This is a genomic window from Umezawaea sp. NPDC059074, assembly GCF_042738955.1.
Lineage (GTDB): Bacteria > Actinomycetota > Actinomycetes > Mycobacteriales > Pseudonocardiaceae > Umezawaea.
Genome location: NZ_JBHYHC010000202.1, coordinates 1 through 11,872, shown reverse-complemented (window position 1 = coordinate 11,872; position 11,872 = coordinate 1). Strand labels below are relative to the sequence as shown.

The following is an 11,872-nucleotide window of genomic DNA, read 5'->3' as shown; positions in this document are numbered from 1 at the left end:
CTTTCCAGCCTTGACAAGACGAAAGAGGGTGGGATAATTGGCGCAACCGGGGGTTAGCCCCCACCCCCCAACACCTTCACAAAACAAAGACTCAACGGATCATCCCGATAAGTCCCGAAGTTATCCATCCGCACATACCCACTGCTCTCGTACAAAGCGATCGCCTCAGGCTGGATAACCCCAGTCTCCAACACCATCCGCAACCGCCCAGCAGCAACAGCCGCCCGCTCCAACTCCGCCAACACGGCTCGGGCCAACCCCCGCCCCCGAGCCGCCTCCACGACGAACATCCGCTTGATCTCGGCATCCCCAGCCACCAGCGGAGCCTCAGGCACCCCGTCGTGCGCCCTCCACCCCCCACAAGCGACCGGAACCCCGTCCAAGTACCCCACGACGAAATACCCCAACGGCGCAGAGAACTCCTCCGGAGCAACAGGCGTCACGTCCTCATCGCCATACCGCTCCACGTAAACCTTCTGAACGCCTTCGACCAACAACACCGCGTCCGGATGGTCATACGCGACCGTGCATAGTTCCATACCAGCCAAGATACCTACCGCCAGTGCTCCCAACCAGGGGGTTTCTCGTACACCCGACCGTCAACGGTCACGCCACTCCCAGGCCGCACCGCCCCGATCATCTGCCACCCCTCAGGCACCACCGCAGGATCCGGAAAAGTAGCCACCAAAGCGTGGTCCTCCCCACCGGTGAGCACCCAGTGCCGAGCATCAGCCCCCAACGCCGAAGCCACGTCGATCAACCGCGGATGCGCCTCCAACAACTCCGTCCGCAAGTCGATCCCCACCCCCGAGGCATCAGCGATGTGCCCCAAATCCGCCAACAACCCATCCGACGTGTCGATCATCGAGGTGGCACCAGCCGCCGCAGCCTCAGGCCCAGCCGCGTAAGGCGGCTCAGGACACCGCTGAGCCCCCACGACCGCCACAGGCGACCGGAACCCCCGACTCAGCACAGCCAACCCCGCAGCGGCCCACCCGAGCTTCCCGCACACGGCGACCACATCCCCCACCTGCGCCCCGGACCGCAGCACGGGCTCTAGTCCATTGAGGTCCCCCAACGCAGTAATGGAGATCACCAATGTCTCCGAACTCACCATGTCGCCCCCGACGACCCCCGCCCCGGCCACAGCGGCCTCCTGCCACAACCCGGCCGTGATCCCGTCGATCACCGAAGCAGGCGTGTCCGCCGGACAGGCGAGTCCGATCAGGAGCGCCGTCGGCAACGCCCCCATCGCCGCGATGTCGGACATGTTGACCGCGGCGGCCTTCCTCCCGACGTGCTCGGGAGATGACCAGTCGAGTCTGAAGTGGACGTTCTCGACCAACACATCGGTGGACGCGATCACCCGACCGTCGGGCGCGGCGACGACGGCCGCGTCGTCACCTGGCCCGAGCAGCGTCGTGGGCGGCTGCGTCCGACCGGCCGTCACTCGGCGGATGAGACCGAACTCACCCACTTCAGCGACCGTGTCCGCGTCTTGCGGCGGGTCCGGACGCAAGATTGCCTCCCATTCTGAGCATTCGGAACTCCAACTGCGGTACGTTGCTGGTCAAGTTCCTACCCCGACCTAACCTGTCGCGACGAAGGGGCACGCCGTGGTGCACGCATACATCCTCATCCAGACCGAGGTCGGGAAGGCAGCCGCCGTCGCGGGGGAGATCGCCGGTATTCCGGGGGTTTCGTCCGCGGAGGACGTCACGGGTCCGTACGACGTGATCGTTCGGGCGGACGCCGACACCGTCGACCAGCTCGGCCAGCTCGTGGTGGCCCGCATCCAGAACGTGGAAGGGATCACACGGACCCTGACCTGCCCGGTAGTCAACTTGTAGCGACGTGCTGTCATAGGGCCGTGCCACAGGATCAGCCGACCGAATCCGAGTCCGTCTCGTCGTTGCCCCGACCGCTGCTCGCCGTGGCCATCGGCCTCCCGGTGCTGCTGGCGGTCGCGGTGGCGGCGGTCGGGCTCGTGCTCGGCACGTCGGGTGCCGCTGACCCCGCCCTGCCCACCGCCGGGAACTCCGGTCCGCTGGCGCTCGTGCCGGTGACCGCGCCCGCCGCGGAGTCCCCCGAGTGCGCCACGCTGCTGGGCAAGCTCCCGCTCAGCGTGGTGTCCGACGGGGCGACGCTGCCGCGCCGGGACCTCGCCTCGCCCGCGCCTCCTGGCGCACTGGCGTGGGGCGACGCCCAACACGACCCGCTCGTGCTGCGCTGCGGCCTCGACCGGCCAGGCGAGCTCACGCCGACCGCGCAGCTGCGGGTGATCTCGGACGTGCAGTGGCTGGAGGTGCGGGGCTCCGAGTCGTCGACGTGGTTCGCCGTCGACCGGCCGGTGTACATCGCCCTCACCGTCCCGTCGAGCGCAGGGACGGGACCGCTCCAGGACGTGTCGACGACGATCCGCGACTCGCTCCCGAAGGGCCCCGTCCAGACGCAAGGCTGACGACGGCTCAGCGCAGGCCGGTGCCGCGGGCGATCGCGGTCTCGACGAGGGTCGTCAGCAGGGTCCGGTAGTCGACCCCGGTGACGGCCCACATGCGCGGGTACATCGAGATGGGCGTGAAGCCGGGCATGGTGTTGATCTCGTTGATCACCAGCTCGTCGTACTCGGTGACGAAGAAGTCGACCCGCGACAGGCCCTGGCAGTCGAGCGCGCGGAACGCGGTGATGGCCATCGCCCGCAGCCGGTCGGTCAGGTCGTCCTCGAGCTTCGCCGGGATGTCGAACTCGCACACGTCGTCGAGGTACTTCGAGTCGAAGTCGTACCAGTCGACGGACCCGCCGACGACCCGCAGCTCGGCGGGCAGCGACGCCTCGACCCGGCCGTCGGGGAACTCCAGGACGCCGCACTCGACCTCGCGGCCGACGACGGCGGACTCGATGATGACCTTCGGGTCGGTCTGCCGGGCGAACGCGATGGCGTCGTCGAGCTGCGCCCAGTCGACGACCTTCGAGATGCCGACCGACGAGCCCGCGCGGCACGGCTTCACGAACACCGGCAGGCCGAGCGTCTCGCGCTGCTCGGGGCTGAGCGTGGCCTGGCCGCGCTTGAGCACCTCGAACGTGCCGACCGGCAGCCCTTCGGCCTGGAGCAGCTTCTTCGTGTACTCCTTGTCCATGGAGACGGCGCTGGCCAGCACGCCCGGCCCCACGTAGGGCACGTCCGCCAGCTCCAGCAGGCCCTGGATGGTGCCGTCCTCGCCCCACGCGCCGTGCAGCAGCGGGAAGACCACGTCGACGCCCTCGACGACGACACCGGGCTCGGTGGGCACCAGTGCGCCGCCACCGGCGGGCACGAGCGAGGCCAGCGTCGGCATCTCGCGGTCCTTGATCGTCAGCGCGACCTGGTCGTCGGCGCCGATCACCCAGGCGCCTTCGGCCGTGATGCCCACCGGGACGACCTCGAAGCGGTCGCGGTCCAGGTTCGGCAGCACGCTTCCGGCGGAAACGCAGGAGACGGTGTGCTCGGTGCTCCGGCCGCCGAACACCACGGCGACCCTGGTCTTGCGCTGTGTCATGAGGCCCGAGACTACCCGGATGGGTTAACGCGGCGGAGCAGCGGCGATGAGCAGCTCGACCAGCGCCGGGAGGACCGAGATCAACTGCTCCCGCGAGCACGCGGCGTAGCCGATGGCGACCCCGTGGACCCTCGGCCGCCCGGCGTGGTGCCGGGCGAGACCGTCGAGCCGGAAGCCCCGCAGCTCGGCCGCGGCCAGCAGGTCCTGCTCCGCCTGGTCGGTCGGCACCTGCACGACGACGTGCGCGCCCGCGTCGTCGCCGAGCACGGACACGCCCGCCGCGGCCAGCGCCTCCACCAGCAGCGCCCGCCGTTCGGACAGCTCGCGGCGCAGCTTGCGCAGGTGCCTGCCCAGGTCGCCGTGCCGGGCCAGCTCCACGACCACGCGCTGCCCGGCGGGCGCGGGCCCGGTGCCGGTGCGGTCGCGGTGGGCGAGGACGGCGCTGGCGATCGACTCCGGCGCGACCATCCAGCCGGTGCCCAGGGTCGGCGTGAGGATCTTGCTGGTCGTGCCGAGGTGCACGACCACGTCCGGCGCGAGCGCGGCCAGCAGCGGCAGCGGGGCCACGTCGTAGCGGAGTTCGCCGTCGTAGTCGTCCTCGATGATCAGCCACCCGTCGCGGCGGGCCCGTTCCACCAGCGCGACCCGGCGGCCCGCGGACATCCGCCCGCCCAGCGGGTACTGGTGCGCGGGCGAGCAGTACACCGCCCGCACGCCCTTCGGCACGCCCTCCACCAGCAGGCCCTCGGCGTCGACCGGCGCGGGCACGACCCGCAGGCCCGCCGCGCGCATCGCGCCGACCGCGCGCTGGTAGCCGGGCTCCTCCACGGCCACCGCGTCACCGGGCTTGAGCACGGCCGCGGCCAGCTCGGTCAACGCCGCCGTCGTGCCGCCGGTGGCCAGCACCAGCTCCTCGCGCAGGCCGCCGAGCACGGCGAGGCCGCGGTGCCGCAGCAGGTGCTCGGCGACGACCTCGCGGTACTCCGGCAGCCCGCCGCGCTGGGGGCGCAGCAACGGCATCGTGTCCGCCGCGGCCCGCCACGCCCGCCGCCACGCCGCCTTGTCCAGCCCGCCCGCCCACGGCGCTCCGGGAGCCAGGTCGACGACCTCGCGCGGCGCGGGTGTCGGAGTCGGGCGCTTGGTGCGACCCTTGAGCGCGCCCGGCGGGGTCGTGGTGATGTAGGTGCCGCTGCCGTGCCGACCGGCGATCCAGCCCTCGGCGTGCAGCTGCTCGTAGGCCGCCGCCGTGACGGTCCGGCTGACGCCGAGGCGTTCGGCCAGCGCCCTGGTGGACGGCAGCCGGTCGCCCAGGCGCAGCCTGCCCTCGGCGGCGGCGGTGCGCATGGCGTCCGCGAGCTGCACGGCGAGCGGTTCGGGCGACGACCGGTCGAGCGTGACCGGGAACGCGGTGTCGGACAAAGTGGCACTTCCGAATACGTTGGAATTGGTACTTCTAGGATGCCACTTTTCCGGCGAGAGTGGGGGCATGACCTTGTCGCCCACGCCCCGCAGCACCATCAAGCGCGGCAAGAACCGCGCCGCGACCGACCGCTCCGAGCTGTACGCGGTGCTCGACGCGGGCCTGGTGTGCCACCTCGCCGTCGTGGTCGACGGCGCGCCGGTCGTGCTGCCGACCGGGTACGGCCGCGACGGCGACACCCTCTACCTGCACGGCTCCACCGGCGCGCGAACGCTGCGCGAGGCGGCGGCGGGGCTACCGGTGAGCGTCGCCGTGACCCTGCTCGACGGGATCGTCTACGCGCGCTCGGTGTTCGACCACTCGATGAACTACCGGTGCGCCGTCGTGCACGGCGTGGCGACGCCGGTGACCGATCCCGCGGCGAAGTCCCACGGGCTGCGAGTGCTCGTCGAGCACCTGTCGCCCGGATCGTGGGACTACGCCCGGCAGCCCACGCCACGCGAGCTGGCCGCCACGGCCGTGCTCGCGTTGGACCTCACCGAGGCGTCGGTGAAGATCCGCACGGGCCCGCCGAGCGACGAGGAGTCGTCCTCCGCGTGGGCGGGCGTGCTGCCCGTCGTGACGACCTACGGGACACCGGAGCCGTGCCCCCTGCTCGCCGAGGGCACGGCCGTGCCGGAGCACGTCAGCGGACGGCGGTAGGCCCGTCGACCGGGTCGAAGCGGAACGGCGTCATGGCCCGGCCACCGTCGCGGTACACGTGGACGGACACGGCCGGATCCGGCCCGTCGTTGCGCACCCGGTGCACGTAGTTCGGCCCGAACACCCGCGACTGGCCCGCGTGCAGGCTGTGCAGCACCTGCGCGTGCGCCGTCGCCACCGTCTCCGTCAGGAAGCCGCTGACCAGCGTGAACGCGCCGGTGGAGCCGCCGTGGTCGTGCAGGTCCGTCTCCTGGCCGGGGAGCCAGCTCATCAACCACACCTCCTCGTCGGCGGTGCGCTCCACGAGCGCGGCGAACCGCTGGTCGGGGTCGTAGCGGAGGAGGTGGCGCCAGCGGTCGCGGTCGGCGGCGACCCCGAGCGCGATGCGCACCGGGTGCGCGGCGGCACGGGACTCGGGCAGGGCAAGGGTGTTCTCGGGAACGGCGAACATGGGGTGAGGTCCTTCGGGGATCAAAGCGGCACCGGTCTTTTAGGGACCGGCAGGGCGCGAGACGATCACCAGGAAGGACAGAGCGCGCTGGAGACGAGGCTGAGGTCGATGTGACCCCGCCCGTCGATCATCGCGCGCAACAACATGCCGCGGATTCTCGCAGCCCTCGCAGGACCGCTCAACCACGTCCCACGGACTGGGAGGGGTGCCACCCGGTCGAGCGACCTTCGGCGTGGCTGGAGTTGGGGTGCAGTCGGCTCGCAGCTCGGGCGGGACATACCTCGGTTGCCGCGCCACGACCAGCCATTCCGGCGGGTGCGCTTGATCGCCGGGCCACCGCTCGCGATTCCGGCGCGGGCACCTGGCCACGGCCCCGATTCCGTCGCGGACACATCCGGCTGGCCACGGCCAGCAGTTCCAGCGAGACGCACCTGACTGCCCGGCCACTCCCCCGGAGCACGCCGGGCAGCCGGTCTACGGCTCACAGTTCCAGCGAAACACGCCTGGCTGCCAGCCATTCCCCGGAGCACACCGGGTCGCCAACCGCCGCTCACAGTTCCATCAGAGGCACCGGGTTTTCAGGCCGCCGCAGCGATCGGTGCGAGTCTGAGCTGCCAGACTGTGGTGCGCATTTCCTGCTGGGGCCAGGTCTCGACCAGCCATTCCCGCAGAGCACGCCCGACCGCCGGACCACAGCCGCAGCTCCGACGGGGACGTGCCTGGTTTGCCGAACCCGCCGCTCGCGAACCCTGGCCAGGCACGGCCGATTGCCGCGCCTGGGACCGGATTCGCGCAGGCCATCGACTCCCGTTGGACAGCGCCGAGCGGGAGTCCCCCGGTCGTGAGAAACCCCCCGATTCACACGCTAGACCTGGGGTCCGACAGTTTTGAGTGGTCGACGGAGCCGCTCCTGAGGGCCGGTTACCCCCAGGAGTCGCGAAAAGAGACGGGGTTCACCCGGTTGGCCATGGGTGGACCGGTGGGAATGAGGGGTGTCGAACGGGTGATGGGGGTCAGGTCAGGGCGGCCAGGACGTCGGTGACCAAGTCCGTCGTGTCTTCGCAGCCCGCGGACAACCTGACCAAGCCCTCGGGTACCGGGTCGCCCCACTGGGCGCGGCGGTCGAGGCTGGTGTGCAAGCCGCCGAAGCTGGTGCTCGCGGCGATGAGGCTGGATTTCGACAGGAACGTGTCCACGGCTGTGATGTCGGGGAGTTCGAAGGTGAGCACGCCGCCGAAGCGGCGCATCTGCCTTGCCGCCAACGCGTACGCCTCGTCCTGCGGGGCTCCTGGCCAGCGCAATCCCGTCACCGCCGGGTGGACGCGGAGGACGTCGTAGAGAGCCGCGGCGTTCGCGGCCTGGCGGGTGAGGCGCAGGTCGAGGGTGCCCAGGCCGCGGTGGGCCAGCCAGGCCTCGAACGGGCCGGGGATGGCGCCGCTGACCGTTCGGGCGCCGCGCAGGCGTTCGGCGAGCACACCGTCCGTTGTGGACACGTGCCCCAAGAGCACGTCGCTGTGACCCGCGACGGCCTTCGTGTCGCTGGCCACCACGACGTCCGCCCCCAGCCGCAACGGCTGCTGCCCCAACGGGGTCGCCGTCGTGTTGTCGACCGCCACCAGCGCGCCCGCGGCGTGGGCGGCCTGGGCCAGAGCGGCGATGTCGCACACGTCCAGGCCGGGGTTGGACGGGGTTTCCAGCAGCACCAGCGCGACGCCGTCGAAGTCCGGCCACGGGCCCGCCGTCGGGACCTCGCGGACGACCACGTCCATGTGCTCCGCCACGAACTTCCTGGTCAGGAAGTAGCCGTCGGCGGGCAGCACGACCGTGTCGCCGGTGCGCAGCACCAGCCGCAGCAACGTCGAGATGGCCGCCATGCCGGACGGGAACAGGACGCACTCGCCGCCGTCCAGCTCGCCGAGCGCCGACTCCAGCGCGCGCCACGTCGGGTTGCCCGCGCGCCCGTAGGTGTCCTCGCCCATGAGGTGGAACGCCGACGCGAACACCGGGCTGCCCATGAAAGCGCCGCCGGGCAGGCGTTCCGGAGCACCCGCGTGCACGACCCGCGTGCCGTCCCCGTACTCGGAGTTCACTGGCGTTCCGCCTTCGGCTCGCGTCCGATCAGGGCCGCGCCGAGCGTGCGCGGGTTCATCCCGTCGTGGCACACCATGTGCACGCCGTCGGTCAACGGCATGTCGACGCCGTGCCGCTGCGCGAGTTCCCGGATGGAGGAGCAGGACTTCACGCCTTCGGCGACCTGCCCGTGCGCGGCTTCCTGCGCCTGGGCCAGGCTTTCACCCAGCCCCAGCCGGTGGCCGAACGTCCGGTTGCGCGACAGCGGGGACGCGCACGTGGCCACGAGGTCGCCGAGGCCCGCCAAACCGGCGAACGTCAACGGGTCCGCGCCGAGCGCCTCGCCGAGGCGGGCGGTCTCCGCGAGGCCGCGGGTGATGATCGACGCCATCGTGTTGTCGCCGAACCCGAGCCCCGCGGCCATGCCGCACGCCAGGGCGATCACGTTCTTGCACGCGCCGCCGAGTTCGCAGCCGACGACGTCGGTGATGGTGTACGGCCGGAAGTAGCCGTTCGAGCAGGCCTGCTGGAGCGCGACCGCGCGGTCGTGGTCGGTGCACGCGATGACCGTCGCCGTGGGCTGCTCGGCCGCGATCTCCTTGGCCAGGTTGGGCCCGGACACGACGGCGACCTGGTCCTCGGGCACGCCCGCGACCTCGACGATCACCTCGGACATCCGCTTGAGCGTGCCCAGTTCGACGCCCTTGGCGAGGCTGACCAGCGTCGCGCCCTCGGGCAGCGAGTCCCGCCAGCCCACCAGGTTCGCCCGCAGCGTCTGGCTCGGCACGGCCAGCACCACGGCCTGCGCGCCGTCCAGCGCCTTGTCCACCTCCGTGGTGGCGCTGAGGTTCGACGGCAGCTTGGTGCCGGGGAGGTAGTCCTCGTTGATCCCGGACCCGTTGACCGACTCGGCCACGGACTCGCGCCGCGCCCACAGCACGACCTCCGGTCCGGAGTCGGCGATCACCTTCGCGAAGGCGGTCCCCCACGACCCGGCGCCCAGCACGGCCACCCGTTGCACGCTCATTCAGTCCTCGTCCCGGTCGGTCCGTGCGGTGGAGGCGTGGAAGCCCTCCGGAGCCTGTTCCCCTCGGATCTCCGCGAGGAGGTCCTTCACCTCGCCCATCAGCAGGTCCGTCACCTCGCGCAGCAGCGCGAGCGTTTGCGGGCGCTCGCGGTACTCGGTCAGGTCGACCGGCTCGCCGAGTCGCGTTTCGACGGTCTTGCGGGGCAAGGGCCGGAACCTCTTGTGGTAGCCGTCGTAGATCTCCCTGGTGCCCCACCGGGCGACCGGGATGACCGGGCCGTCGTGCTGGAGCGCCAGCCGGGCCACGCCGGTGCGCGAGGTCATCGGCCAGCCGTCGGGGTCGCGGGTGATCGTGCCCTCCGGGTAGATCACCACGACCTGGCCGGTCGCCAACGCCTGGTGGGCCGCGCGCAGGCTCTGCTGGGCGTCGGTCGTGCCGCGGTACACCGGGATCTGCTTGGCGCCGCGCAGGATCGTGCCCATGACCGGCACGTCCCACAGGCTGTGCTTGCCGAGGAAGTGCGGGACGCGGCCGTGGCTGTGCACGAACACCGCGTCGTAGCAGGGGTCGAGGTGGGAGACGTGGTTCATCACCAGGAGCGCGCTGCCCCGTGACGGCAAGCGCTCGCCGTGCACCGTCCGCCGCTTCCCGAGCGCCGCGGACATCGGGTACACGATCGCCGCGGCGACCCCGACCCAGAAGCCGCCCTTCTCCCTGACCACGTGTTCTCCCTCGACTCGTCCACCGCGGACCTGGAGTGTTCCTCGGGTGCCCCGGCCAGGTCCAGCCGACATCAGGGAGTATGGCGAGGTGCGCCGCCAAGTTGACCTCGTGGTACCCGTCAAGACGCTCGACCGGGCCAAGACCAGGCTGCTGGGCGCGGCCGACTGCGGCGGGGGCGACCCCGGCGCGCACGCCGCGCTGGCCTTGGCCCTCGCGCTGGACACGATCACGGCCGCCGTGAAGGTCGTCCGGAACGTCGTGGCGGTCACGTCGGACCCGGCGGTGGTCGCCGAACTCCGCGCGCTCGGCGTCGAGTCGGTGCCGGGCCCGGACGGCCTCAACCCCGCGCTGCACCACGCCGCCGCGCTGCTGCGCGCCCGCGACCCGCGGTCCGTGGTGGGCGCGTTGCAGGCCGACCTGCCCGCGCTGCGCGCCGACGAACTGGCCGCCGCCGTCGACTCCGCGACCGGCCGCGCGTTCTGCCCGGACCGCCAGGGCACCGGCACGACACTGCTGCTGTCCGCACCCGGCGGCGACCTCGACCCGCGCTTCGGCGTCGGCTCGGCCGACGCGCACACGGCGTCCGGCGCGGTCGCGCTGCTCGGCCCGTGGCCGTCGCTGCGCACCGACGTGGACACGGCGGAGGACCTGGCGCTGGCGGCGGAACTGGGGCTGGGTTCGCGGACGGCCGCGCTGCTGCCGGTCTGCTAGGAGCAGCGGCCGACGACCGGGGCGTCCCGCAACCCCGACCTCTTGGCCATCCGGCCGACCACGGCGCCGTCGTCGTCGATGGCGACCGCGTCGATCCGCGCGTCGCCCGCGACCGGGAACTCGGCCTGGAGCGCTCCCCCGCGCCACACCGACGCCTTCCCCGCGGGCATGCCCTCCAGCAGCCCGTTCACGACGCCGAGGACCTGACCGGACGAGTTCACGTCGAGGGCGGAACTGGTCGGGTGGACGCGCACCACGTGCCCGTCGAGGTCCCACTCCACGAGTTCGAGCACGGGGCGTTCCGTCTGGCCCGTGCCGACCACGGCACCGCCGCCCAGCGCGACCGGCGTGACGTCGAGCCACTCGTCCCGCTGGTCGAGCGCGGTCCACGTCCCGTCGGGACGGCCGACGAAGCCGCGGTTCCGGCCGTCGGGCACCTCCCGGCCCGCGACGAGCACGGTTCCGTCGTCGGCCAGCGCCACCGGAAAACCGCCGAGGAACGGGACCTCGATCTCCTCCACGGCGTCGGGCCGGTCCGCGGGCCAGCGCACCGGGTGCTGGTGGCGGTCCTCGTCGGCGTCGCCGCTCCCGTCCGGGACGGCCCAGCCGACGACCTCTCCGGCGCCGTTCACCGCGACGGCCCTGACGTAGTAGCCGTCCGGCTCGGGGAGCCGCTCCCACCCGCCGTCGCGGTACCGCACCGGGTGATCGCCCGCCTCGCCGACGACCACCCCGCTCGCGGTGACGGACCGGGGCTTGGGTCGACCGCCCGAACGCCGAACCGAGCAGGGTCGCCCGTCCGTCCTGCCAGAGCACGACCTCCTGCGGGCCGTTGTCCTCCGGGGAGAACGCGCGGCCGACGTAGGTCCCGCGGCCGTCCGAGGCCTCGACCACCGCCCAGTCCCGGCCCGGCGGCAGCGGCAGGTCCGACCAGGACCACGAGCACGACCCGGTCCGGACCTCCGGCGCGTCGGCCGTGCACGACGCCAGGACCAGAGCCGCCAGCAGTGCGACAAACGCATGATTCCCCCTGAGCCACCGTACCGACGCGGCGACGGGCTGGGCTAGCGTCGGCCGCATGATCGAGCAGGCGACCGTGAGCGCCTTCCACACCGACGGCTCGGCGACCGTGCTGCGCGACGACGGGCTGCTCGTCGACGTCTCCGCGGAGGCCGTCGCGGCCGGGGCGTGGAGGGCGTTGCGACCCGGCCAGCGCGTCACTCTCCGTCGC

General features: G+C 72.1%; 13 protein-coding genes. 4 read left to right on the top strand and 9 right to left on the bottom strand.

The window, feature by feature from the left end:
* Positions 1–53 precede the first annotated feature (53 nt).
* Both ACFWW9_RS43650 and ACFWW9_RS43645 read right to left on the bottom strand, forming a co-directional pair.
* Positions 54–539, bottom strand: a complete 486-nt coding sequence (locus ACFWW9_RS43650; protein WP_390389109.1) for a GNAT family N-acetyltransferase — start codon at positions 537–539, stop codon at positions 54–56.
* Positions 540–553: 14 nt separating this feature from the next.
* Complete coding sequence (locus tag ACFWW9_RS43645; protein WP_390389107.1) at positions 554–1,519, bottom strand: thiamine-phosphate kinase; 966 nt, start codon at positions 1,517–1,519, stop codon at positions 554–556.
* Positions 1,520–1,616: 97 nt separating this feature from the next.
* On the opposite strand from ACFWW9_RS43645, the gene ACFWW9_RS43640 reads away from it, so the two are divergent.
* Together ACFWW9_RS43640 and ACFWW9_RS43635 are read left to right on the top strand one after the other, a co-directional pair.
* Complete coding sequence (locus ACFWW9_RS43640; RefSeq protein ID WP_330883408.1) at positions 1,617–1,850, top strand: Lrp/AsnC ligand binding domain-containing protein; 234 nt, start codon at positions 1,617–1,619, stop codon at positions 1,848–1,850.
* A gap of 20 nt (positions 1,851–1,870) precedes the next feature.
* The gene (locus tag ACFWW9_RS43635) at positions 1,871–2,461 is read left to right on the top strand and encodes a DUF3515 domain-containing protein (protein ID WP_390389103.1); all 591 of its coding nucleotides are present in this window, start codon (positions 1,871–1,873) and stop codon (positions 2,459–2,461) included.
* Positions 2,462–2,468: 7 nt separating this feature from the next.
* Here the strand turns inward: ACFWW9_RS43635 and ACFWW9_RS43630 are convergent, their stop codons facing one another.
* Both ACFWW9_RS43630 and ACFWW9_RS43625 read right to left on the bottom strand, forming a co-directional pair.
* Positions 2,469–3,536 (bottom strand): D-alanine--D-alanine ligase family protein, encoded by a 1,068-nt coding sequence (locus ACFWW9_RS43630; RefSeq protein WP_390389101.1) that lies wholly within the window; start codon positions 3,534–3,536, stop codon positions 2,469–2,471.
* A 24-nt stretch (positions 3,537–3,560) separates the two neighbouring features.
* Entirely contained in the window at positions 3,561–5,024 is a 1,464-nt protein-coding gene (locus ACFWW9_RS43625; RefSeq protein ID WP_390389110.1) for a PLP-dependent aminotransferase family protein, read from the bottom strand.
* Here ACFWW9_RS43625 and ACFWW9_RS43620 point away from each other — a divergent pair.
* Positions 5,023–5,658: a pyridoxamine 5'-phosphate oxidase family protein gene (locus tag ACFWW9_RS43620; protein WP_390389099.1), complete on the top strand. Its 636-nt coding sequence runs from the start codon at positions 5,023–5,025 to the stop codon at positions 5,656–5,658. The genes ACFWW9_RS43625 and ACFWW9_RS43620 overlap by 2 nt on opposite strands.
* Here ACFWW9_RS43620 and ACFWW9_RS43615 read toward each other — a convergent pair.
* From ACFWW9_RS43615 to ACFWW9_RS43600, 4 genes are all read right to left on the bottom strand, one after another.
* The gene (locus ACFWW9_RS43615; protein ID WP_390389097.1) at positions 5,642–6,109 is read right to left on the bottom strand and encodes a cysteine dioxygenase; all 468 of its coding nucleotides are present in this window, start codon (positions 6,107–6,109) and stop codon (positions 5,642–5,644) included. The genes ACFWW9_RS43620 and ACFWW9_RS43615 overlap by 17 nt on opposite strands.
* 1,013 nt (positions 6,110–7,122) lie before the next feature.
* Entirely contained in the window at positions 7,123–8,199 is a 1,077-nt protein-coding gene (locus tag ACFWW9_RS43610) for a cystathionine gamma-lyase (protein ID WP_390389094.1), read from the bottom strand.
* The gene (locus ACFWW9_RS43605) at positions 8,196–9,206 is read right to left on the bottom strand and encodes an NAD(P)H-dependent glycerol-3-phosphate dehydrogenase (protein ID WP_390389092.1); all 1,011 of its coding nucleotides are present in this window, start codon (positions 9,204–9,206) and stop codon (positions 8,196–8,198) included. Before ACFWW9_RS43605 ends, ACFWW9_RS43610 begins: the two co-directional genes overlap by 4 nt.
* Complete coding sequence (locus ACFWW9_RS43600; RefSeq protein WP_390389090.1) at positions 9,207–9,929, bottom strand: lysophospholipid acyltransferase family protein; 723 nt, start codon at positions 9,927–9,929, stop codon at positions 9,207–9,209. It lies immediately after the preceding gene.
* An 88-nt stretch (positions 9,930–10,017) separates the two neighbouring features.
* On the opposite strand from ACFWW9_RS43600, the gene cofC reads away from it, so the two are divergent.
* The gene (gene cofC, locus ACFWW9_RS43595; RefSeq protein WP_390389088.1) at positions 10,018–10,641 is read left to right on the top strand and encodes a 2-phospho-L-lactate guanylyltransferase; all 624 of its coding nucleotides are present in this window, start codon (positions 10,018–10,020) and stop codon (positions 10,639–10,641) included.
* On the opposite strand, the gene ACFWW9_RS43590 is transcribed toward cofC, so the two are convergent.
* Positions 10,638–11,372, bottom strand: coding sequence for a hypothetical protein (locus ACFWW9_RS43590; protein ID WP_390389085.1), 735 nt, complete (start codon positions 11,370–11,372; stop codon positions 10,638–10,640). The genes cofC and ACFWW9_RS43590 overlap by 4 nt on opposite strands.
* Positions 11,373–11,872: the final 500 nt, after the last annotated feature.